The following is a 23,752-nucleotide window of genomic DNA, read 5'->3' on the forward strand; positions in this document are numbered from 1 at the left end:
AAGTGGTCCAAAGTGGTGGAAAGTGGGTAAAGATGGGGGAGGTGTGGAGAGCTTATGTTTTTAGGGGAATTTCAGCATAGTATCGACGACAAGGGACGCATTACGATCCCGGCGAAATTCCGCGAAGCTCTCGGCACGGACTTTATCGTTACTCGTGGCCTGGACGGCTGCTTATTCGTTTACCCCCGCTCGGAATGGACCCAGCTGGAACAGAAAATAAAAAGTTTGCCTTCCATGGCCGCTAACGCCAGGGCGTTCTCCAGGCTGCTGTTCGCCGGTGCGTCCGAATGCGAGTGGGACAAACAGGGAAGGGTAAACGTGCCCAGCCATTTGCGCGATTACGCTAAGCTGGACAAGGAATGTACGGTTATCGGCGTATCCAGCCGAGTTGAAATTTGGGACAAGGCGACATGGGAGGAGTATTCCAGGGCGTCTGCCGATTCGTTTAACGAAATCGCCGAGAAGCTCGTCGATTTTGATTTTAACTTCTAGTGCAGGTTCAAAAAGTTCGATGATCAGCACCGAGAAGGTTGGATGAAGCAGCTTACAACATCTTTAACTATACATAAACAAGAAAGACGGGCCCGCATCCGGGTGCCGGGAGGCAATTGCGATGTTTCACCACGTAACCGTACTGAAAGAACAATCCGTAGAGGCGCTTAACGTGAAGCTTGACGGCATATACGTCGACTGCACCCTCGGTGGAGCCGGGCACAGCGAACTGATCGCTTCCAAGCTCGGTCCGCAAGGGCGATTAATCGCGCTTGATCAGGACGAGGCCGCGCTCGCTAACGCTCGCATAAGGCTTGCACCCTACGGCAATATCGTAACGTTGGTGAAAAGCAATTTTCGGCACCTGAAGACGGCGCTAAGGCAAGCGGGCGTCGAAGAGTTAAACGGCGTTCCGCAAGTCGACGGCATCTTGTTTGATCTCGGCGTATCCAGCCCGCAGCTCGACGAAGCCGATCGTGGATTCAGCTACAACCATGACGCAGAACTCGACATGAGAATGGACCGCGACGAGCCGCTCACTGCAAAAGAAATCGTCAACGAATGGGAAGAGCGGGAAATCTCGAATATTTTGAGAGATTACGGCGAAGAGAAGTTTGCGCGGAAGATCGCAGCGAACATCGTTAAAGAACGTGAAAAGTCTCCGATCGAGACGACAGGGCGGCTGGCGGATATCGTTAAAAATTCGATTCCGGCGGCGACGAGACGGACGGGCGGACACCCTGCCAAGCGGTCTTTTCAAGCTTTGCGCATCGCTGTAAATGACGAACTCGGCGCATTCCAGGAAGCGCTCGATCAGACGATCGATTGCCTGAAGCCAGGCGGTCGGGCGGCGGTCATTACGTTCCATTCGCTTGAAGACCGCATATGCAAAACCACCTTCGCGAAGGAAGTCGCCAGTTGCAGTTGCCCGCCGGATTTTCCGGTATGCGTATGCGGCGGAGGCGACGGCAGGCTCAGGCTCACGCCTCGCAAGCCGATCTTACCGACGGAAGAAGAGCTGGAAGCGAACCCTCGGGCGCGTTCTTCCAAGCTGAGAGTAGCAGAGAAGCTCTGAAAACAGGGCTCCCATATATTAAAAATCAAGAGAGGGGTATCGACTAAATGGCTTATTACGGAAATTTGGCACTGCGCCCGGAGCGGGTGGAAGAACGCGAACGCCGCGAACAGCAGCCCGTGCACCGCAACCCTTCCAAGTCGAAAGCCGTTCGCCGGCGCACGATTCCAATCGGCGAGAAGCTGCTGTATTTGGCGGCGGTCGCAGCTGTCGTGTTCGTCGCGGGATTTATTATTTTCCGCTACGCGCAAATCTATCAAATCAACGGCGAAGTGCAAAAGAAGAAACAGGCAATTGAACTTGCGACGGAGCAGACGAAGGAACTTCAAGGGGAAGTCGATCGTTTAAGTGATCCGGCCAGATTCAAGGCATGGGCGGAGAAGAAGAATCTCGTCCCCATTACCGACGACGCGATCAAGGCTGAAGCGATCGGCGACAAGAACGCTGTCGCGATGAAGCGCTAGGTCATCGGGAAAGTCGAGGGAACAAGCATGACAAGAAGAATTAAACTACGGACGTTGCTGACGGGAGGGTTATTTACCCTCCTTTTTCTTGGTCTTGTCGTAAGAATCTATTGGGTACAAGTCGTGAAAGCGGATTTCTGGACGAATCAAGCAATGAGAACGTGGAATGCGAGCGAGACGTTGCCGCCAGAACGGGGCAAGCTGCTTGATCGGGATGGCAGAGTGTTGGCCGCCAACGTGCTTGCCTACACGGTAGCCGTCGGTCCGAAAAGACTGGCGGAGCTGGAGAAGTCTCATCCCGAGTGGAGATTGACAGACCAAATCGTCTCCAAACTTCACGCCGTACTCGGCACAGACGAAGCGAAGCTTCGCGAGATGGTCACTGCGAAGAAGAAAAACGGTGACCTGCTCGATCAACGGGAAATCCAGCCCGACGGTTGGAAAGTCGATAAGACTGTCATGGATCGTTTGGCTGCGTTCCGAACAGAAATGCGCAAGCTGACCGGTGTTACCAATATCGGACTTTATTTCGTGAATGAGCAGAAACGTTCGTATCCGAACGGCCCGCTCGCATCGCACATTCTCGGTTACGAAGACAAACAAGGCATAGCAATCGCAGGACTCGAGAAGAAGCTGGACGATCAACTGAGCGGAACGCCGGGTTTCGTGAAATATCAGAAAGACGGCACGCGTACACAATTGCCGAACGGACAATTAGAGTACAAACAACCGATCGACGGTAAGACAGCGACGCTGACGATCGATATGGACATTCAATTTTATATCGATCAGGCGCTAAGGGCGGCTTTCGACAAGTATAAGCCGATCAGTATTACGGCGATTGCGGCGGATCCTTCCACGATGGAAATTTTGGGTATGGCTAGCTTGCCGGATTATAATCCGAACGTGTACTGGGAGAAGGCGCAAGATTTGTCGGCGTTCAGAGATAACGCCATCCAGTCGCTATACGAGCCGGGTTCCACGTTTAAGATTGTGACGCTAGCCGCGGCGGTTCAGGAAGGACTGTTCAAACCGAACGACACGTATAAATCCGGTTCGATCAGCTTCAAGAACATGAAGCCGATCCGCGACCATAATAACGGTAGGGGATGGGGTCCCATTACTTATTTGGATGGGCTGAAGCACTCCAGTAACGTTGCGTTTGCGAAGCTTGGCTATGAAATGCTGGGGAAAGAAAAGCTTGTACAGTATATCAACAACTTCGGTTTCGGACAGAAAACGGGCATCGAGCTGCCGAATGAAGTGTCCCGACCGATCAACCTGCAATATGCAAGCGACGTGGCACGTGCGACGTTCGGTCAAGGAAGCGTGCTTGTGACGCCGATTCAGCAAGTGGCGGCCGTTGCTGCCGTCGCGAACGGCGGCAAGCTGATGGTGCCGCATATCGTGAAAACGATCAGCGATCCGACCACTGGCGATAAGGAAGTAACGGAACCGCAAGTTGTGAGGCAAGTCATTTCCGAAGAGACTTCGCGCAAAGTCGGCGAATATCTCGAGACGGTCGTCAGCGATAAGGAAATCGGCACGGGTAAAAGCGCATATATCCCCGGTTACCGGATCGCAGGCAAAACAGGGACGGCGCAGAAAGTCGTTTTGAACGAGAAAACGGGTAAACGCGAGTACTCGGCGAACCGTTATGTCGTTTCCTTTATCGGCTACGCGCCGGTCGAGAATCCGAAGGTCGTTCTGTACGTTGTCGTTGACGAGCCACAAGTAGATAATGCGGGCGGCGGTTCGATTGCGGGACCGATTTTCAAAGAAATTATGGGCAAGTCGCTCCAACATCTGGGTATTAAGCCGAGCTTGTCGGAAGACGAGAAGACGGACCCAAAATCCAAGACTTCCGAGACAAAAGGAAATTCGGACGACGTGACAGCCATCGTGCCGGACGTGACGGGTATGACCGTTGCGCAGGCGAAAGACAGGCTTAAGCAAGGCAAATTCCCGGTCGGCGTACACGGGGGCGGCGCGAAGGTGCTGCAGCAGTTGCCGAAAGCAGGCAGCGTTTTGCCTGCGACGCAACGGATTTATTTGCTGACGGACACGAAGCCGGGCAACGTGCCCGATCTAAAAGGGCTTAGCCTGAGAGACGCGATGGAAATGTGCTCGCTGTTGAAGGTGGAGTTCACGGTCGAGGGCCAAGGTTATGTCGTCAGCCAGAAGGCGGTCAAGAATGCCGACAACAAATGGATACTGCAACTCAAGCTCGCGCCGGCGAACGGATCGTCGGTGCCGCCTGCTGATAACGAAGCCGATTAAGCTTCGCCCGGTGGCTGACAGGGGCTTGTTCTAACCCCCAACGTACGGGAATAGTCTGGAACTAGGCGAAAGCACGTCCAGATGTTCCCTCGGAGGGGGTTTTTCTTGTGAAAATTTCTCAGGTCACCGTCCGCAAAAGATTGTATGTCGCGCTTGTGTTCGCGGTGTTCGCGTTCGGAGCGCTTGTTATCCGGCTCGGTTACGTGCAGCTTGTCAAAGGGGAAGAAATCACGAAAAGAGCCGAGGATTCATGGAGGCGCAACATTCCATTTCAGGCGAAGAGGGGAGAAATCGTTGACCGCAACGGCACGAAGCTTGCATACAACGTTAGCGCTCCGACCGTATATGCAATCCCGATTCAAGTCATCGATAAGAGAGAGACGGCGCGCAAGCTGGCGGGACCGCTCGCCATGTCGGAGGATTCGCTGTTTAAGCTGCTGTCCAAAAACGTGTCCAGCGTCGAACTGAAGCCGGGGGGGCGCAAGCTGACCGAAGCGAAGGCGCAACAGATCGCGTCTTTGGAGCTGCCCGGCATCGTCGTGGCCGAAGACAACAAACGATATTATCCGTTCGGCAACTTGGCCTCGCACGTACTCGGTTTTACCGGCAGCTACAATCAAGGACTCACCGGCCTTGAACTGCGTTACGACAGCAGGCTGACCGGGGCGAAAGGGAACATCTCCCAGCTCGTGGACGCGGCCGGCCGCAAAATGCCGAATTCGACGAATAAATACGAGGCGCCGCAAGACGGCTTGACGCTTCAATTAACGATCGACAAGACGATCCAATCGATCGTCGAAAGAGAACTCGATCAAGCGATGCTGCAGTATCAGGCGAACGCAGTTATCGCGATCGCAATGAATCCGAAAACCGGTGAAATAATGGCAATGGGCAGCCGCCCGACGTTCGAACCGGATAAGTATCAGGAAGTGCCGACGGAAGTGTACAACCGCAACCTGCCGATCTGGATGACGTACGAGCCCGGTTCGACGTTTAAGATCATAACGCTAGCGGCCGCGCTTCAAGAGGGCAAAGTCGATCTCGAGCACGAGCATTTCTACGATCCGGGTTCCGTCGAAGTGGCCGGAGCGAAGTTGAGGTGCTGGAAGCCGGGAGGTCATGGCAGCCAGACGTTCCTCGAAGTCGTCGAAAACTCGTGCAACCCGGGGTTCGTACTGCTTGGACAACGTCTTGGCAAAGAGAAACTGTTTTCTTATATTAGCGACTTCGGCTTCGGCAAAAAAACGGGCATCGACTTGCAGGGCGAAGAAAACGGCATCATGTTTAAGCCGAGCCAGGTCGGTCCGGTCGAACTGGCGACGACCGCTTTCGGCCAAGGCGTGTCGGTGACGCCGATCCAACAAATTACCGCGGTGTCGGCGGCGATCAATGGCGGCAAGCTGTTTAAACCGTTCGTCTCGAAAGCGTGGATTCAGCCGAACACCGGTCTTGTGCTCGAAGAGACGAAGCCGGAACTCGTTCGAGAAGTCATTAGCCCCGAGACGTCGAAGAAAGTCCGCGAGGCGCTTGAGAAAGTCGTTGCCGAAGGCACGGGGGGCAAAGCGTTCCTGGACGGATACCGTGTCGGAGGCAAGACGGGGACCGCGCAGAAAGTTGTGAACGGCCGCTATTCGCCGAACGAGCATATTGTATCGTTCATCGGTTTCGCCCCGGCCGACGATCCGCAGCTTGTCGTGTACGTAGCCGTCGATAATCCGCAAGGCATCCAGTTCGGGGGACTCGTCGCTGCCCCGATCGTACGCAATATCATGGCTGACTCGCTCCCGTACATGGGGATTCAGCCGCGTAAAACGCAGGTGGACAAAAAATATAAACCTTCCGACCTTGTCAAGTATGTGACCGTTCCGAATCTTGTCGGCAAAACCGTATCCGACTTGTACGAGGATATGAACCAGAACTTCCAGTTGTCTGCTTCTGGAAGCGGCAGCACTGTACTGCGGCAAGCGCCGGCGCCTGGTGAAAAGGTTGAACAAGGTTCGGTCATTCGAATCTACTTGGGTGCGTCGGAGTAACCTTAGATTAGAACAATCGTGCGGCGAGCAATCGTTAAATGAAAGTTTATTCATCCTCTTGAATGAGAGGGAGTCGTTGGACCATAATGAGGATACGTTGTTTATGAGATTGAGATCGTCTGGAGGCCGGTAGCTATGAAACTGAACGAATTATCGCAACAATTGCTCGTATGCCGGATCGTCGGCGATCCGTCCGTCGAGATCGACTCGCTGCAATCGGATTCCCGCAAAGTCTCGTCCGGTTGCTTGTTTTTCTGTTTGCCCGGGCATACGGTTGACGGTCATGACTACGCGCCTCAAGCGGTTGCGGCAGGCGCTTCGGCGCTTGTCGTGACGAGGGAGTTGCCGCTCGACATTCCGCAGCTCGTCGTATCTGACACCCGGCAAGCGATGGCCCAATTAGCCGATTATTTCTACGGCAGGCCGTCCCACATATTGCGTCCCGTCGGCGTGACGGGAACGAACGGCAAAACGACGACGACGTATTTGATCGAACGCATATGGACGGATGCGGGCATCGAAGCCGGTGTTATAGGCACGATTGAAACCCGTTACGCGGGTAAAAGCGTACCGATGTCCGGCACGACGCCGGACGTGCTCCAATTGCAGCAGTTATTCCATTCCATGGTTGGAGCCGGTACAAAGAGATGCGTTATGGAAGTAAGCTCCCACGCACTTGAGCAGGGGCGCGTGAAAGGAACGAAGTTCCGTACGGCCGTCTTTACGAACTTGACGCAAGACCATCTGGACTACCATTTGACGATGGATGCTTACCGGGATGCGAAAGGGTTGTTTTTTTCCCGTCTCGGCAATTCATTCGCTGATGAACCTTCGGAACGAAGCTTTGCGGTGCTGAACGCCGATGATGAAGCTTCCGGCATATTCGCGAAGATGACGTCGGCTGAAGTGTTGACATATGGTATTGATAACCCGGCCCATCTAAAGGCGACGAACGTGCGGATTACAGCAAGCGGTACCTCGTTTGATCTGGAGACTTTCCGCGGCAACAGGAGCGTGAAGCTGAGGCTCGTCGGCAAGTTTAACGTGTACAACAGCTTGGCGGCGCTTGGGGCGGCCCTCTGCGAAGGGATTGGCTTGGACGAAGCGTTGCGGAGTCTTGAGAGCATACCCGGCGTACCCGGACGGGTAGAGCCGGTCGACGAAGGCCAGCCGTACGCCGTCGTTGTCGATTACGCGCATACGCCGGACGGCCTCGAGAACGTGCTGAATGCGGTGAAGGAACTGGCGACGGGAGAAGTGATTTGCGTATTCGGCTGCGGCGGCGACCGCGATCGAACGAAACGCCCGATGATGGGCCGCATTGCGGGGCGCCTCGCCGACAAAGTAATCGTGACGAGCGACAATCCGCGGTCGGAGAACCCGCAGGCCATCCTAGCGGACATCGAAGAAGGTTTGAAAGCGGACGGCGTACCGCCGGATAGGTATCAGCTAGAGCCCAATAGACGCGCTGCGATCGAAAAAGCGGTTGAAATGGCAAGCCCCGGCGATGTAGTATTGATTGCGGGGAAAGGGCACGAGACCTATCAAATCATCGGCGGTGTGACGCACGACTTCGATGACCGCCTCGTGGCGAAAGAAGCGATAAGGGGTAGAAGCTCGTGATGCAGGCAAACATACGGGACGTCGCGGTATGGGCCGGTGCCGTCGGAACGACAGGTCGTAACGAGGACGGTAATCTTGCGCTTGCCGGCGTGTCGACGGACACGAGGCGCATTCAGCCGGGACAGTTATTCGTTCCGCTTAGGGGCGAGAAATTCGACGGGCACGAATACGTCGTCGCGGCGCGTGACGCGGGAGCGTCGGCCGCATTATGGGACGAGAGCGTGCCGGTGCCGGCGGAGCTGACGGAGAGCGGTTTTCCGCTCATCCTGGTCAACGATACGCTGACGGCGCTTCAGGCGCTCGCTTCCGGTTACGCAAACACGTTGCAAGCGAAGGTTATCGCCGTCACGGGGAGCAACGGCAAGACGACAACGAAAGATTTAATTGCTTCCGTTCTGTCTACCACGCTGCGGGTACATAAGACAGAGGGCAATTACAATAATCATATCGGGTTGCCGCTTACGCTGCTCGGCGCCCCTTCGGACACGGAAGCTCTCGTGCTGGAGATGGGCATGAGCGGCGAAGGAGAGATCGCGTTGCTGTCGGCGATCGGACGGCCGGATATCGCTGTTGTGACAAACGTAGGGGAATCGCATCTGCTGCAGCTTGGTTCCCGGCGCAACATCGCTCGTGCGAAACTCGAGATCGTTGACGGGCTCAAGCCGGGCGGAGCGCTTGTGTATTACGGCGACGAGCATTTGCTCGTTGAGGAATTGGCTGGCAAAAGAAAGCCGGACGGATTAAGCGAGATCACGTTCGGCGTGGGTGCGTCCAACGATTGGAAGGCGCGTTCCGTTGCAGTTTCCGCCGAAGGTACGACATTCGTTGCGGCGGATGCGGACGGAGCGGAGCAGACGTACGAGCTGCCGATCCCGGGCAAGCATAATGCAGTGAACGCGCTAGCGGCGATTGCCGTAGGCAAGCTCGTCGGCCTGTCGGCGGACGATATCCGCGAAGGATTGAAGAACGCGAAGCTGACCGGCATGCGAATCGAGCGGACTGTCGCGAAGAACGGTGCGATTGTGCTTAACGATGCGTACAATGCGAGTCCGACTTCCGTTCGCGCGGCGATCGACCTCGTCGCAGGTTTAACCGGCTATGGCAGGAAGTGGATCGTGCTGGGCGACATGCTCGAACTCGGCCCGGATGAAGCGGCTATGCACGCCAACGTCGGCGCTTATGTGGAAGCGTCCAAAGCCGATGAAGCGCTGTTCTACGGGGTGTTATCCGAGAACGGGTATAAGGCGGCCGTATCCAACTTTCCGCCGGGCGCCGTACAACATTATACAGACAAATATCAATTGGCGGACGATCTGCTCAACCGGTTGCACCCGGACGATCTCGTGCTCGTCAAAGCATCTAGGGGTATGAAAATGGAAGAAATCGTAACGATATTGCAGAAAGGGGACAGAGGATAACGAAATGGACTATGCATCGATCTTCTGGACGCTCGGCGTCTCCTTCGTACTCGCCGTATTGTTCGGGCCTCTGTTCATCCCGCTGCTGCGCAGGCTGAAATTCGGACAACAGGTTCGCACGGACGGACCGGAAACGCATCTCAAAAAGTCGGGGACGCCGACGATGGGCGGTATTATCATCCTTGTTGCCTTAACGTTGGCATTTCTGAAATTCGCCGACCGCGGACTGGAATATTGGGCGCTGATTACGGCGTGTCTCGGCTTCGGTCTTGTCGGATTTCTGGACGATTATATCAAAATCGTGTTCAAGCGCTCGCTCGGCTTAACCGCGAAACAGAAGCTGTTCGGACAATTGTTGTTCTCCGCCGTCTTTTGTTATTTGCTTTTTAGGATGGACCACAGCACCGCCATCGGCGTGCCGGGTACGGACTGGTCGGTCGATCTCGGGTGGGCGTATTATTTGTTAGTCGTCGTCATGTTCCTCGGTTCGACGAACGCCGTCAACTTCACGGACGGTCTTGACGGGCTTCTGTCAGGGACAAGCGCATTGGCGTTCGGGGCTTTCGCGATTATTGCCGTAGAGGCGACACAGCCGCAATCGGCCGTGTTCAGTGCGGCGGTCGTCGGCGCGGTACTTGGCTTCCTCGTCTATAACGCACACCCTGCGAAAATTTTCATGGGAGATACAGGTTCCCTCGGTCTTGGCGGGGGCATCGCGGCTGTTGCGATTTTGACGAAGACGGAATTGCTTCTTGTTGTTATCGGCGGCGTGTTTGTCTTGGAAATGCTTTCGGTCATCATTCAAGTTATTTCTTTCAAAACGCGAGGCAAGCGGGTGTTCAAAATGAGCCCGATCCATCACCATTTCGAGTTGTCGGGATGGTCGGAATGGCGCGTGGTGACGACATTCTGGTTCGTCGGTTTGCTGCTTGCGGCAGCCGGCTTGCTATTGTTTAAGGCAAAGGGGCTATAGCGCAATGGAGCAATTGACATCGTACCGGGGGCGGCGCGTCGTCGTTCTCGGCCTGGCAAGAAGCGGCGTGGCGGCCGCGAAGCTGTTTCGCGGCTTCGGCGCCGACGTCGTGGTGAACGACAAGAAAGATCGAGATCAATGCCCCGAAGCCGACGAGTTGACGGCTTTGGGCATTTCTGTTGTGTGCGGCCATCATCCGGACGATCTGATCGGACCGGAGACGGCGCTGCTTGTGAAGAATCCGGGCATCCCTTACTCGGCGCCTCCGGTTGTCTCAGCGCTGCAACTTGGCGTTGAAGTCGTCACGGAAGTCGAAATGGCGGGCAAGCTTTCCCCCGCGCCGATTGTTGGCATTACAGGCTCGAACGGCAAGACGACAACGACGACGTTGACAGGCGTTCTGCTGGAGGCTGCGCGCTTAAAGCCGCTAGTCGCCGGCAATATCGGGCGTCCGCTCAGCGAGGCATCTCTTGAAGTCGCTGCGGACGGCTGGCTTGTCGCTGAACTGAGCAGCTTTCAGTTGAAAGGGACAACCGATTTCCGTCCACGTATCGCTTGTTTGTTGAACGTGGCGGAAACGCATCTGGATTACCACGGCTCGATGGCGGATTATGTCGCTTCCAAGGCGAAAATATTCGCAAAGCAAACCGCGGACGACATCGCAGTGTACAATGCCGACGACGAGACATGCCGGAAGGTGACGAAAGACGTGAACGCGCAGCACTGGCCTTTCTCGGTAACGCAAAGTTTGCCGAACGGCGTCTGCGTCGAGCCTCCGTACGCATCGACAAAACCGGTCGAAGGCGAGCCTGAGATTGAACGTTGGATCGTGTACAAAGATGTTCACGGCGAGGAAACTCGCATTATTCGCGTTGATGAGCTCGGCTTGCCGGGCCGCCACAATACGGCGAATGCAATCGCCGCGATCGCCATAGCGCTGGCTGCAGGGGCCGATCCGGACGCGCTGAGACAGCCCCTTCGAGACTTCCGCGGAGTTGAGCACAGGCTTGAGTTCGTCGGTTCGTTTGGCGGAGTGAAATTTTACAACGATTCCAAAGCGACGAATCCGATGGCGTCGACGATGTCGATTTTGTCTTTGCCAGCCCCGCTGGTTCTTGTTGCTGGCGGACTCGACAGGGGCTCCGACTACATGGAGCTGCTGCCGATTTTCCGGGACAGGCTGAAAGGATTGACCGCAATCGGAGAAACGCGGGAAAAACTTGGACGAGTCGCAGCGCTTGCCGGTTTAACGAACGTCTCAATCGTCGAACCTGAAGAGGACGCCGAGCGCACGTTGCGACGAGCGGTAGTGGAAGCTGCCGCGATGGCCGAGCCGGGAGACATCGTGCTTCTGTCTCCCGCATGTGCGAGCTGGGACATGTTCCCGTCCTATGAAGTGAGGGGCCGCATTTTTAAGCAATCGGCGCATACGTTGTAAAAGGGGGCTCGTCCCCACTTTTGCATTCCGCGAGGTGTCCGGTTCATGGCCAAAACCCGTTCCATTCCCGATTTATGGATGATCGCCGCCACGATTGGCATTCTGGCCATTGGCATCGTTATGGTGTACAGCGCCAGTGCCGTTGCGGCGTTCCACGATTACGGGGATTCGTATTATTATGTCAAGAGGCAGGTTGTGTTCGGCGTGTTGGGTGTCGTTTCCATGTTCATCACGATGAACGTAGACTACACGAGATGGCGCAAATGGGCGGCTCCCGGTTTGCTCGTCTGCTTCGGGCTGCTCGTCATCGTGCTCGTTCCGGGAGTCGGCGTCGTACGCGGCGGCGCTCGAAGCTGGCTTGGCATCGGTTCGTTCGGCATCCAGCCGTCTGAGTTCATGAAGCTGGCGATGATTTTGTTTCTTGCCAAATTCCTGTCGGAGCGGCAAAATCAGATTACGCTTTTCACGAAAGGGCTTTTGCCGCCTTTGGCGATTTTGGGCACCGCGTTCGGGCTTATCATGCTGCAACCGGATCTCGGCACGGGCATGGTTATGATCGGCGCGTCGCTGCTTGCGATCTACGTGTCCGGGGCGAGACTGGCCCATCTTGGCGGGTTGGCGCTTCTCGGCGTAGCGGGGCTCGGTGCGCTGATTGCGGCGGCGCCGTACAGGCTTCAGCGGATCACCGCTTTTCTCGATCCATGGCAAGATCCGCTCGGCGCGGGTTATCAGTCCATCCAGTCGCTGTACGCGATCGGCCCCGGCGGTCTTGTCGGCCTAGGTCTAGGCATGAGCCGTCAGAAATACAATTACTTGCCGGAGCCGCAAACCGACTTCATCTTTTCCATCCTGGCGGAAGAACTCGGGTTTATTGGCGGCGCCTTGCTCATTTTGTTATTCCTGCTGCTGATTTGGCGGGGAATGCGGACGGCGATTACGATTACCGATCCGTTCGGCAGTTTGCTTGCTACGGGCATCGTCGGCATTTTCGCCGTACAGGTGCTTATTAACGTCGGCGTCGTCATCGGCATGCTCCCAATAACGGGCGTGACGCTGCCTCTCGTCAGTTACGGAGGTTCGTCGCTCACGCTGTTGTTGACGGCGCTTGGTCTTTTACTTAATTTATCCCGTTATTCGAGGTGACGAAAATGCGCGTCGTGTTAACCGGAGGAGGCACCGGAGGGCATATCTACCCTGCGCTGGCCATCGGCCGGGAAATTTCGGCCAGGGAGCCCGGCTCCGCTACGCTCTACATCGGCTCCGGTCGCGGCTTGGAAGGCCGAATCGTGCCCGAACAAGGTATTCCGTTCGAATCGATCGACATTACCGGGTTCCGGCGTTCCCTCTCCCTGGAGAACGTCCGGACCGTCTTGCGTTTTCTGAAAGGTGTCACGCGTTCCAAGGAATTGCTAAGGGCGTTTAAGCCGGACATTGTCGTCGGTACCGGCGGATACGTGTGCGGGCCGGTTGTATATGCCGCGTCCAAGCTCGGGATCCCGACGTTGATCCACGAACAGAACGTCGTGCCGGGACTGACCAACAAATTTTTGAGCCGTTACGTGGACGGCGTCGCCGTCAGCTTCACGGAGTCGGTGCCGCTGTTCAAGAAATGCCCGGATGTCATTCACGCGGGCAATCCTTGCGCGACAAGGGTGCTTGGCGCTGACAAAACCGCGGGTTACGCCTCCCTCGGCCTTAAGCCGGGGACGCCGTTCGTGCTAGTCGTCGGCGGTAGCGGAGGGGCCCGCGCGTTGAACGACGCAGTCGTGCAGATGGCTCCGCAGCTTGGCAAGCTGAGCGGCGTTCACTATGTGTTCGTAACGGGGGAGCGCTTTTTTCGCGACGCGGAGGCGGCCATCAAGCGCCAGGCGTTGTCCGCAGCGGATCGCGTGACGGTGCTTCCTTACGTCGGCAATATGCCCGACGTGCTTGCTGCCGCGTCGCTGTTCGTTGGCCGCGCCGGAGCATCTTTCCTTGCGGAAGTAACGTCGCTCGGGGTGCCATCCATCCTGATTCCGTCGCCTAATGTGACGAACAATCATCAGGAAGCGAACGCTCGCAGCTTGTCTGACGCGGGCGCTGGCGTTTTGATTTTGGAGCGGGATCTCACCGGCAACGTACTTTTTGAACAAATTGCCGGCATTATGAGCGATCCTGCGAAGAAGGAACGGATGTCGAAAGCATCCCGTTCTCTCGGAATGCCCCATTCGGCAGCCGATATTTATGAGCAAATTATCCGCATTCGCGGAAAAAAATACAGCCAATGAAACAAGCCCGGAGGGGAAGCGGAAATAGGCGTTTGTCACCACCGTTGATCGGTCGTCATAAGATACAGCGTGATCGTGACGGCCGACCAATGGCGGCGGCACCGACGGTAACGCGCAGCCCCGAAGGATTTCGTAAGGAGGATAATGCCATGCAGCAATTGGTCGCGGAGCTAGAACAGGCGCGGATCGGTCATGTGCGGATGAACGAACCGCTTGCCGGACATACGACGTGGAAAATCGGAGGCCCTGCGGATTTGTTTATCGTCCCGAAGGACGAGAACGAATTGGCGGAGGCGTTGCGGCTTTTGCGTCGCGAAGGCGTACCGTGGTGCATGCTGGGCAGAGGCTCCAATACGCTCGTGTCCGATAAGGGAATTCGCGGAGCCGTTATTAAGCTGGGCGACGGATTCGACGAAGTGCGTTTTGAAGGCGAAACGGTGGTAGCGGGAGCCTCGTATTCGTTTATCAAACTGTCGGTCATGGCCGGCAAGGAAGGACTAACCGGTCTGGAATTCGCGGGGGGGATTCCCGGATCGGTCGGCGGTGCCGTGTACATGAACGCCGGCGCCCATGGTTCGGACGTATCACGTATCTTAAAGTCGGCCGACGTCGTTTGGGACGATGGAAGTCGCGAGACGCTCGAGTCAGAGGAAATGTCATTTTCGTATCGGCATTCCGTATTGCAGCAACGAAGGGGAATCGTGACCCGGGCGATATTCGGTCTTGCAGCCGGAGACCGCAAGGAGATCGCTGCGGCGATGGCGACCTATAAGGACAGACGCCGTAAAACCCAACCGCTGCAAATGGCTACTGCGGGTAGCGTATTCCGCAATCCGCCGAACGATCATGCCGCAAGGCTGATCGAAGAGGCTGGACTAAAGGGACTGCGCGAAGGCGCGGCCGAAGTGTCGACCGTGCACGCGAACTTCATAGTTAACCATGGCGGAGCGAAGGCCGAGGACGTCCTAACCCTCATCCGACGAGTGCAATCTATCATCGAACAACGCAACGGAATAACGTTAGTGCCAGAGGTACTTTTGTTGGGTGAGCGGTAACCCGGAGGTGAAACCCTTGGACAATTTGGTGATTGAAGGCGGACAGCCGCTTTCGGGCACCATTCGTATCCACGGAGCCAAAAATGCCGCATTGCCGATATTGGCCGCCAGCTTGCTCGCGGAAGGCAAAGTGACGATACGCAACGTGCCTCGTCTTCTCGACATCGAGGTGATGCTGGACATTTTGCGGGATATCGGCTGCAAAGCCCGTCACGACGGGACGGTCGTCACCGTTGATACGTCGCTTGCGACGTCGTCACACATTCCGGAGACGCTGATGAGGAAAATGCGTTCCTCGGTATTTCTCATGGGGCCGCTGCTGGCGCGTTTCGGAGAAGTGCAGATTTACCAGCCGGGCGGGTGCGCTATAGGCGAACGCAAAATCGATTTGCATTTGAGGGGACTCGAAGCGCTAGGAGCGCACATCGAGGAGAAGGGCAGCAGAATTATTTGTTCGGCTCGCAGATTAAAGGGAACCGAGATTAGCCTAGACTTCCCTAGCGTCGGCGCGACGGAGAACATGATGATGGCTGCTGTGCTGGCGAACGGAAGAACGACGATTGTCGGCGCCGCCAGGGAGCCAGAAATTCAAGATTTGCAGCAGTTCCTCAACACGATGGGCGCGAGAGTGAGGGGAGCGGGCACCGATACGATCGTGATTGATGGCGTCGAGTCTCTCGGCGGCTGCGACTTCGAGGTCATACCGGACCGCATCGTCAGCGGAACCGTCATGGTCGCCGCGGCGGCTACGCGCGGAGACGTGACGCTCGAGAACACGCAGCCGGCACACTTGACTTCGCTCGTCCATGTCCTTCGCAGGGCAGGTGTTCAAATCGAGTCTGCCAATGATATAATGAGAGTCGTCTCGTCGAAGAGGCCGATCGCGGTAGACAGAATCGTTACAAGTCCGTATCCCGCGTTCCCGACCGATCTTCAGGCGCAAGTAATGACTTTATTGGCTCTGGCCGACGGAGTAAGCGTCATAAAGGAAACGATTTTCGAAGGTCGATTCAAGCATGTGGACGAATTGTGCCGCATGGGCGCCGACATTCGAGTCGATCTGAACAATGCATTCATACGGGGCGTTCCCGAGCTTTACGGCACGACTGTCGAAGCGACTGATTTGCGCGCGGGAGCCGCGCTTGTTATCGCCGGATTGGCTGCCCAAGGTCGGACCGTCGTCGAGCATGTACACCATATCGATCGGGGCTATGACCGGATCGAAGAGATGTTCCAGCAGCTCGGAGGCAACATTACGCGCGAAGTGCATAAGAGCAAAGTATACAGCTAACGGCAAGTATGAATGTCCCCGCCGCAGATCACTTTCCGCGCGGGGATTTTTGCGAAACGATGTTGGACAAAGGGGGGGGATGGACATGACAGAGAAAATTCCGGCGTTAAAAAAGGAAATTGCCGTTCCGCGTTCGCGCAGAGGGAAGGTACTGCTGGTCATACTGATTGCACTTGTAGCAATCATTCTGGTAGCTCTGTTTTTCCGTTCCTCGATGTCCAAAATTACGGATGTGCAAGTGACGGGCACGAATTTTATCACGGGCGAAGAGGTGAAGAACTCGCTTGGAGCGGGCGCCGGCGATTCTTTCTTCTTTCCGAGCGCCGGGAAGCTGAAGAGTAATGTTCTGAAGCTCAAGCCGATCGAAAGCGTAACGGTAACCAAACATTTTCCCGGTGTTGTGAGTGTCGAAGTAAAAGAATTTGCCCAAGTAGCCGTGCAGCTTGGGGAGAATGGAAAACTTATTGCAGTTCTCGCGAACGGAACGACGATTCCGATTCCGGAAGGCAAAATGGCGGACAAGCCGATCCTCTCAGGCTGGAAGGCCGGCGATCCGAATTTGGATGAGCTGTGCCAAGTGCTGAACGCGCTTCCTGCCTACTTGCTTGCGGATTTGTCCGAGATTCATCCCGATCCTTCCAACGCGTATCCGAAACGAATTAAGTTGTATACCCGTTCTCGGTTCGAAGTCATAACGGCAATCGACAAGTTGCAAGACAAAATTCCTTTTCTCAGCGATATCGTGCAAAATCGGGAGCCTGGAAAAATAACAATGTTGGATGCGGACAGTTATTTGCCGTATTCGGCGGAAAATGTTACAAACAATGGTCCCGAGGCCGATAAAGTTAAGGAAAAGGACTCTACTCAATAGGCGAAAATAATGCTAGAATTTCTTTTATGGGCGAACCGGGAGAGCTTTCCGAGAGCACGATCCGGCAACGGAATCGAACATATAAAAAAATTGTAGAAAAAAGAGGGAAAACCTCGTGCATGTGGAATACGTAGTAGATGCATCCCTTGTACGTAGCCATTTTCACCGATTTACGGGAGGTGCCACCGGTTGAGTAACAACGACCTCATTGTCAGCTTGGATATCGGAACGTCGAAAATCCGGGTGATTATCGGGGAGATCAGCAACGGGGCCATTAACATCATTGGTGTCGGTTCCGCGGATTCTGATGGAATTCGTAAAGGCGCCATTGTAGATATTGACCAAACCGTGCAGTCCATCCGCAACGCAGTCGATCATGCCGAACGCATGGTCGGCATCGGAATTAGCGAGGTTTACGTCGGGATATCCGGTAATCATATTGCCTTGCAAAGCAATCACGGCGTCGTCGCTGTTTCCAACGAAGATCGCGAAATCGGCGAAGAAGATATTGAACGCGTGTTGCAAGCGGCTAAAGTAGTCGCATTACCGCCTGAACGGGAAATCATTGGACTCGTCCCCAAGCAATTTTTAGTAGACGGGCTCGCGGGGATTCAAGATCCACGCGGCATGATTGGCGTAAGGTTGGAAGTCGAATGTACGATTATTACGGGAACGAAGGCCGCCGTACATAATTTAATGAGATGCGTAGAGAAAGCTGGTCTTCGTATTTCAGGCCTTATTTTGATGTCACTCGCGTCCGGCATGATGGCGCTGACGAAAGACGAGAAAATGATGGGAACGGTTCTCGCCGATATCGGCGCGGGTTCGACCACATTAGCGATTTTCGAAAGCGGCAGCCTGGCCGCCGTGTCGACTTTGCCTATTGGCGGCGACTATGTGACCAGCGATATTTGTTACGGACTGAAAACGCAAACGGAACACGCGGAGAAAATAAAGCTGAAGTATGGCTGTGCCCGTACGGACGACTCCGCTGAAGATTTGAAGTTCAAAGTGATGAGAGTCGGCAGCAACGTGGAGAAGGAATTCTCTCAACTCGATCTTGCGAATATCATCGAGCCTCGCATGCAGGAGATTTTCCAGATGATTCGCCAAGAAGTGAAGCGGCTCGGCTATCATGACAAGATTAACGGTTACGTGCTAACGGGCGGTTCGGTGTCCTTACCGAGCGTGCTTCCACTTGCCCAGATCGAGCTTGAGTCCAGCGTCCGCATCGCGGTGCCGGATTACATCGGCGTAAGAGACCCTTCTTTCAGTAGCGGGGTTGGCATGATTCAATACGTAACCAAATATGTACGTACACGCGGCGCGGTGGGAACGAAGCGCGCACCGAAGGCGAAAGCCTCCGGCAATGCGAGCGCGGCTCCCAAGCCTGGTATAGTTGAATGGTTCAAGAACATGTTCAAGGAATTCATTTAAGCCGCCGCAAACAAGGAACCATTCATACGAAGCAAGGAGGAGTAGGCAATTATGTTGGAGTTTGATTTTGAAATGGAGCCTCTCGCGAAGATCAAAGTCATCGGGGTCGGTGGCGGCGGCAGCAACGCCGTTAACCGAATGATAGAGAACGGCGTCAAGGGCGTAGAGTTCATTACCGTGAACACGGACGCGCAAGCGTTGCACTTGACGAAATCCGAGCAGAAGCTGCAAATCGGGGACAAGCTGACCCGTGGCCTTGGCGCGGGGGCGAACCCGGAAGTCGGCAAGAAGGCGGCTGAGGAATCCCGCGAATTTATTACAAATTCGCTGAAGAGCGCGGACATGGTGTTCGTAACGGCGGGCATGGGAGGCGGCACCGGTACGGGCGCAGCGCCTGTTATCGCAGAATTGGCTAAAGAATGCGGCGCGCTGACCGTTGGCGTCGTCACTCGTCCTTTTACTTTCGAAGGCCGCAAGCGGTCTGCGCAGGCGGACCTTGGCATCGAAGCGCTTAAAGAGAAAGTAGACACGCTTATCGTTATTCCGAACGACCGATTGCTGGAGATCGTCGACAAGAAGACGCCGATGATGGAAGCTTTCCGCGAAGCGGATAACGTATTGCGTCAAGCGGTTCAAGGTATTTCCGACCTGATCGCCGTTCCCGGACTGATCAACCTTGACTTCGCCGACGTAAAAACAATCATGACGGAACGCGGTTCCGCGTTGATGGGAATTGGTACGGCTACCGGCGAAAACCGCGCGATGGATGCTGCTCGTAAAGCAATCATGAGCCCGTTGCTCGAAACATCCATTGAAGGCGCTCGCGGCATCATCATGAACATTACCGGCGGTTCCAATTTGAGCCTGTTTGAAGTTAACGAAGCGGCCGAGATCGTTATTGCTGCATCTGATCCCGAAGTGAACATGATCTTCGGCGCAAGCATCGACGATAACATGAAAGAAGAGATCAAAGTTACCGTAATCGCGACCGGCTTCGAACACCGGAACTCGACAAGACGTCCGACTGCTGCAGCGCCTCACCAACAGCCTCAGCAACAACAAGTTTCCGATCTGCCGCACTCGAGCGACAATCGCCAATCCAGCGGTTCGATTCGCCCATTCGGCAACCAGAATTTGTCCGGCGATCAATTGGATATTCCAGCATTTTTGCGCAACAAGCCGAGAGATCGTTAATTCGGATAACGCGAATACTATGCATGCAAGCCCCGAACCTATGTAAATAGGTTCGGGGCTTTTTTGTCGGCATCATGGGACGCCGTAACGTTTTTACTTGCGATCGACAAAAAAAGGCTTGGAAGACCAGCGAGATTAGACAGACTCTGAATTTGAAAGCGATTATACTGGTCTCATCCGTGACATGACGGATGGGGGCCTGTCAATGACCGTCTATATCGATCTCGTATTTCTTAACAACTTGGCCGTAGATGCTTCCGTATTGATGCTGACAGCCAAAATGCGCCATCTGAGGCCAGTCAGGCTCCGACTGTTTTCATCAGCTCTCGTTGGTGCAACGTATGCGGCGGCAATGTTCGTGACCCGTCTTCCGTATTTCTATTCTTTCGGTGCGAAAGTGATCGTTTCGCTACTGATGGTGCTTATCGCTTTCGGTTATGGCGGACCGCTGCGCTACGTTCGCAACATCGGTGCTTTTTATGCGGTTAGTTTCGGGACGCTGGGCGGGGTTATCGGCATTTCTTTCCTGCTCCGATCTGCGAGATCGCCGTGGGAAGGGATGACGGTTACTTCTGGAGGCGGAATCGTGCTGGCGTGGCAATTGCAGCTTGGGCTTTATGTCGTCGCGCTGATATTATCGATCTGGATTTTCCGAAGCGCGTCCGAGACGAAGAAAAAAAGTCTCGATCTGCAGCAGTTGTTCTGGGATGTCGAAATCCGAATTGATGACGGGGTATGGGGTATCAAAGCTTTGCTCGATACAGGCAACCGATTGTACGATCCTTTAACCCGTACTCCGGTATTGATTATGGAGTCGGGGGTTTGGAAGGATCAACTTCCGGCAGGTTGGTACGAACGGCTTAAGAACGAGTCGCCCGATCGGCTGCTGACGGATGCGACATCTGGAGGTATGGCAGTCGATCAATGGAAATGGGCTCACCGTATTCGACTCATTCCTTTCCGCGCGGTGAGCGGATCTTCAAAGCTGATGCTGGCAATCAAGCCGGATTACGTCCTGCTATCGCGAGACGGACATCCCCCTGTTCAAGTGAATCGTGTGCTTGTTGGGTTAGATGGAGGCACGATGTCATCCGAAGGCACTTATCGCGCCATCGTCCATCCGGACATGGCTCAAGCTGGCGCTGACGCGTCAGCTCCATCTCAACCTGCGTGACAGGAGGTTAGCTGAAATGCTCGTAAACCTGAAGTTAAAATCCCAATTGTCGTTGTATCGCCTGTTATTCTGGTTAGGCTGGAAAAGTGAAGAAGTGTATTACATCGGAGGCAGCGAAGCTTTGCCGCCGCCGCTTACTCGCGAAGAAGAAGAGTATTTGCTTGAGCGTCTATCTACGGGGGACGCGGCGATTCGTGCCATGCTCATCGAAAGAAATTTGCGTCTTGTCGTCTACATCGCCCGCAAATTCGAGAACACAGGCATTCACATCGAAGATCTCGTCTCCATTGGTGCAATCGGACTTATCAAAGCGGTGAATACGTTCGACCCGGACAAAAAAATCAAGCTTGCGACATATGCGTCTCGTTGTATCGAAAATGAAATTTTAATGTACTTGCGTCGTAACAGTAAAACTCGGACAGAAGTATCCTTCGATGAACCGCTCAACATCGATTGGGATGGGAACGAGTTGTTGTTATCCGACGTGCTCGGAACCGAGAACGATACGATCTATCGTAATATCGAAGAGCAAGTTGATCGAAAACTGCTTCATAAAGCACTTGAGAAACTGAGCGAAAGAGAGCGAACAATCATGGAACTCCGCTTCGGTTTGGCAGACGGCGAAGAGAAAACACAGAAAGACGTGGCGGATTTGCTTGGTATTTCGCAATCGTATATTTCACGTCTGGAAAAACGTATTATCAAGAGACTACGCAAAGAGTTCAACAAGATGGTATGAGAGTTGTAAGAAAATTCGATCAGTTTTTTCGTGAGAATAAAAACCCCCTCCCCGGAGATACTTTACATTAATGCTGCTCCCTGGGAGGAATTGCCTTGACCCGCAACAAAGTGGAGATTTGTGGAGTGGACACCTCAAAGCTACCCGTTCTGACTAACGCCGAAATGAGGGAACTATTTCTCGCTCTGCAAACCCGAGGAGAAATCTCGGCCAGGGAAAAACTGGTGAACGGAAACTTGCGTCTTGTGTTAAGCGTCATTCAACGGTTCAACAATCGAGGTGAATATGTAGACGATTTGTTTCAGGTCGGATGCATCGGCTTGATGAAAGCGATCGACAACTTCGATCTTAGCCAGAACGTGCGTTTCTCGACATACGCTGTTCCGATGATTATCGGAGAAATTCGGCGGTACTTAAGGGACAATAACCCTATTCGCGTATCCAGAAGCTTGCGCGATATCGCCTACAAAGCGCTGCAAGTTCGCGATCAGTTAACGAACCAACATTCGCGCGAACCGACTATTTTCGAAATATCGCAAGTTCTTAATGTACCAAAGGAAGATATCGTCTTCGCCCTGGATGCGATTCAAGATCCTGTTTCCTTGTTCGAGCCGATTTACCACGATGGCGGCGATCCGATTTTCGTCATGGATCAGATTAGCGACGAGCGGAACAAAGACATTCAGTGGATCGAGGAAATTGCTTTGCGTGAGGCAATGAGAAAATTAAATGATCGCGAAAAAATGATCTTGTCCATGCGCTTCTTCGAAGGCAAAACCCAAATGGAAGTCGCCGACGAAATCGGTATATCTCAAGCTCAAGTGTCTCGCCTCGAAAAGTCGGCTATTCAACAAATGCAAAAGCACGTCAAAACATAGTTGTGGCAGTAGGAGCCGGACGAGTTGTCGTTCGGCTCTTTTTGTTGCTCTAGCCATTATCCCCCTCACTCAGGGCGGGGGGCTGTTAACAGCTTCTCCAGATTCACTATGGCCATTATCCCCTTAGCTCAGGGACGATTCGGAACTCAATGGTAGGAGGGGAAGGATCAAGTATTTCAAAAGCTCAAGGACTCAAGGCTCAAGGATTCAAAGCTCAAGGACTCAAGGCTCAAGGATTCAAAGCTCAAGGACTCAAGGCTCAAGGATTCAAAGATCAAGGATTCAAAAGCTCAAGAACTCAAAAGCTCAAGAACTCAAAAGCTCAAGAACTCAAAGGTTCAAAGGAGCAATGAAAAAGTGGTGAGCAAACGAAGCAACTAAAAGAAACCATTACCCGGCTTCCCGGAGTAATCGTTCGTATGCGAGCTTGTTTTTGATTGAATAATCGGCACGTTGAATTAAAAGCGGGTAAGTGATCGTCTTTGTTATAGCGCAGGTCGTTAGCAGCTTCACAAAAGCGGAAGCTCCAGCTTGTTTGCAGTTATAACCAAAGCAATATTGATCCAGGTAAGCTTGCAAATGCTTGGGTCCAATGCCGTTAAACGTACGATTGATCCAAGCCGCCGCTTGATTCGCGAGCCGAATCAGCGTACGGTTGCGATGAATGCTGAACTTCTGAACGACGATCGTAAGATCGGTGACAGAGGGGGCGACATAAAGTTGCTTAAACCAATAACCTGCGTGCGGAACAATACGATCATAGTGCAAATATTGCTCAGGTACTTGCTTTATTTTTAAGTGAGCGAACTGTTCATTTTCTTGAAGGCTGCCGCCCACAAGAAGCGGTTGTTCTTGCGGATGGCGAAAGACAGTCGGGTTATGCGGATGGCCGTACACGCCCCAATTGATTCGCACGTTGCCAGTGAGCAGCTCTTTGGCATCCGACGCCATCATGGCATGCCGAATTTTGTGACAGATGAGCCATGCGGTTTTATAGGTCGTTCCGATAATGGAAGCAAGACGAATGGCGCTCAAGCCTTCGGGAGTGGC

General features: G+C 54.2%; 20 protein-coding genes and 1 pseudogene. 20 read left to right on the forward strand and 1 reads right to left on the reverse strand.

Annotated features, from left to right (window positions below; translation table 11 throughout):
* Window positions 1-54: 54 nt before the first annotated feature.
* The 20 genes from mraZ to ACFPOF_RS10025 all read left to right on the forward strand — a co-directional run bounded on the left by mraZ (window position 55) and on the right by ACFPOF_RS10025 (window position 23,055).
* Window positions 55-492, forward strand: coding sequence for a division/cell wall cluster transcriptional repressor MraZ (mraZ, locus tag ACFPOF_RS09930; protein WP_378132050.1), 438 nt, complete (start codon window positions 55-57; stop codon window positions 490-492).
* A 121-nt stretch (window positions 493-613) separates the two neighbouring features.
* A complete protein-coding gene (gene rsmH / locus ACFPOF_RS09935) occupies window positions 614-1,567 on the forward strand; it encodes a 16S rRNA (cytosine(1402)-N(4))-methyltransferase RsmH (protein WP_378132052.1) in 954 nt (317 codons plus the stop codon).
* A gap of 47 nt (window positions 1,568-1,614) precedes the next feature.
* Window positions 1,615-2,031, forward strand: coding sequence for a cell division protein FtsL (gene ftsL / locus ACFPOF_RS09940; RefSeq protein ID WP_378132054.1), 417 nt, complete (start codon window positions 1,615-1,617; stop codon window positions 2,029-2,031).
* 27 nt (window positions 2,032-2,058) lie between these two features.
* Window positions 2,059-4,311 (forward strand): penicillin-binding transpeptidase domain-containing protein, encoded by a 2,253-nt coding sequence (locus ACFPOF_RS09945; protein ID WP_378132056.1) that lies wholly within the window; start codon window positions 2,059-2,061, stop codon window positions 4,309-4,311.
* A gap of 107 nt (window positions 4,312-4,418) precedes the next feature.
* Window positions 4,419-6,344 (forward strand): stage V sporulation protein D, encoded by a 1,926-nt coding sequence (locus ACFPOF_RS09950; protein WP_378132058.1) that lies wholly within the window; start codon window positions 4,419-4,421, stop codon window positions 6,342-6,344.
* Between the two features lie 135 nt (window positions 6,345-6,479).
* On the forward strand, window positions 6,480-7,967 hold the full coding sequence (locus tag ACFPOF_RS09955) for a UDP-N-acetylmuramoyl-L-alanyl-D-glutamate--2,6-diaminopimelate ligase (protein WP_378132060.1): 1,488 nt from the start codon (window positions 6,480-6,482) through the stop codon (window positions 7,965-7,967).
* Window positions 7,967-9,385, forward strand: coding sequence for a UDP-N-acetylmuramoyl-tripeptide--D-alanyl-D-alanine ligase (locus tag ACFPOF_RS09960; RefSeq protein WP_378132315.1), 1,419 nt, complete (start codon window positions 7,967-7,969; stop codon window positions 9,383-9,385). The genes ACFPOF_RS09955 and ACFPOF_RS09960 overlap by 1 nt, the downstream gene beginning before the upstream one ends.
* Window positions 9,386-9,389: 4 nt before the next feature.
* Window positions 9,390-10,358 carry a phospho-N-acetylmuramoyl-pentapeptide-transferase gene (gene mraY / locus ACFPOF_RS09965; protein WP_378132062.1) on the forward strand — a complete coding sequence of 323 codons (969 nt, stop codon included), beginning with the start codon at window positions 9,390-9,392 and terminating at the stop codon, window positions 10,356-10,358.
* Window positions 10,359-10,362: 4 nt separating this feature from the next.
* Window positions 10,363-11,796 (forward strand): UDP-N-acetylmuramoyl-L-alanine--D-glutamate ligase, encoded by a 1,434-nt coding sequence (gene murD / locus ACFPOF_RS09970; RefSeq protein ID WP_378132064.1) that lies wholly within the window; start codon window positions 10,363-10,365, stop codon window positions 11,794-11,796.
* A 45-nt stretch (window positions 11,797-11,841) separates the two neighbouring features.
* Window positions 11,842-12,939 carry a stage V sporulation protein E gene (gene spoVE, locus ACFPOF_RS09975; RefSeq protein ID WP_378132066.1) on the forward strand — a complete coding sequence of 366 codons (1,098 nt, stop codon included), beginning with the start codon at window positions 11,842-11,844 and terminating at the stop codon, window positions 12,937-12,939.
* A 5-nt stretch (window positions 12,940-12,944) separates the two neighbouring features.
* Window positions 12,945-14,063 carry an undecaprenyldiphospho-muramoylpentapeptide beta-N-acetylglucosaminyltransferase gene (gene murG, locus ACFPOF_RS09980; RefSeq protein WP_378132068.1) on the forward strand — a complete coding sequence of 373 codons (1,119 nt, stop codon included), beginning with the start codon at window positions 12,945-12,947 and terminating at the stop codon, window positions 14,061-14,063.
* Window positions 14,064-14,212: 149 nt separating this feature from the next.
* Window positions 14,213-15,118 carry a UDP-N-acetylmuramate dehydrogenase gene (gene murB / locus ACFPOF_RS09985; protein ID WP_378132070.1) on the forward strand — a complete coding sequence of 302 codons (906 nt, stop codon included), beginning with the start codon at window positions 14,213-14,215 and terminating at the stop codon, window positions 15,116-15,118.
* Between the two features lie 16 nt (window positions 15,119-15,134).
* Window positions 15,135-16,409 carry a UDP-N-acetylglucosamine 1-carboxyvinyltransferase gene (murA, locus tag ACFPOF_RS09990; protein ID WP_378132072.1) on the forward strand — a complete coding sequence of 425 codons (1,275 nt, stop codon included), beginning with the start codon at window positions 15,135-15,137 and terminating at the stop codon, window positions 16,407-16,409.
* 85 nt (window positions 16,410-16,494) lie between these two features.
* Window positions 16,495-17,280, forward strand: coding sequence for a cell division protein FtsQ/DivIB (locus ACFPOF_RS09995; protein WP_378132074.1), 786 nt, complete (start codon window positions 16,495-16,497; stop codon window positions 17,278-17,280).
* Between the two features lie 189 nt (window positions 17,281-17,469).
* Window positions 17,470-18,717 (forward strand): cell division protein FtsA, encoded by a 1,248-nt coding sequence (ftsA, locus tag ACFPOF_RS10000; protein ID WP_378132076.1) that lies wholly within the window; start codon window positions 17,470-17,472, stop codon window positions 18,715-18,717.
* Window positions 18,718-18,768: 51 nt separating this feature from the next.
* The gene (gene ftsZ, locus ACFPOF_RS10005) at window positions 18,769-19,911 is read left to right on the forward strand and encodes a cell division protein FtsZ (RefSeq protein ID WP_378132078.1); all 1,143 of its coding nucleotides are present in this window, start codon (window positions 18,769-18,771) and stop codon (window positions 19,909-19,911) included.
* Between the two features lie 205 nt (window positions 19,912-20,116).
* Window positions 20,117-21,085, forward strand: coding sequence for a sigma-E processing peptidase SpoIIGA (gene spoIIGA, locus ACFPOF_RS10010; protein ID WP_378132080.1), 969 nt, complete (start codon window positions 20,117-20,119; stop codon window positions 21,083-21,085).
* A 16-nt stretch (window positions 21,086-21,101) separates the two neighbouring features.
* Window positions 21,102-21,824: an RNA polymerase sporulation sigma factor SigE gene (gene sigE / locus ACFPOF_RS10015; RefSeq protein ID WP_378132082.1), complete on the forward strand. Its 723-nt coding sequence runs from the start codon at window positions 21,102-21,104 to the stop codon at window positions 21,822-21,824.
* 95 nt (window positions 21,825-21,919) lie between these two features.
* The gene (gene sigG, locus ACFPOF_RS10020; RefSeq protein ID WP_378132084.1) at window positions 21,920-22,702 is read left to right on the forward strand and encodes an RNA polymerase sporulation sigma factor SigG; all 783 of its coding nucleotides are present in this window, start codon (window positions 21,920-21,922) and stop codon (window positions 22,700-22,702) included.
* 149 nt (window positions 22,703-22,851) lie between these two features.
* Complete coding sequence (locus ACFPOF_RS10025; protein ID WP_378132086.1) at window positions 22,852-23,055, forward strand: hypothetical protein; 204 nt, start codon at window positions 22,852-22,854, stop codon at window positions 23,053-23,055.
* Window positions 23,056-23,092: 37 nt separating this feature from the next.
* Here the strand turns inward: ACFPOF_RS10025 and ACFPOF_RS10030 are convergent.
* A pseudogene (locus tag ACFPOF_RS10030) lies at window positions 23,093-23,752 on the reverse strand (hypothetical protein); the annotation flags it as partial.

Source organism: Cohnella soli (assembly GCF_042655525.1).
GTDB classification, from domain to species: domain Bacteria; phylum Bacillota; class Bacilli; order Paenibacillales; family Paenibacillaceae; genus Cohnella; species Cohnella soli.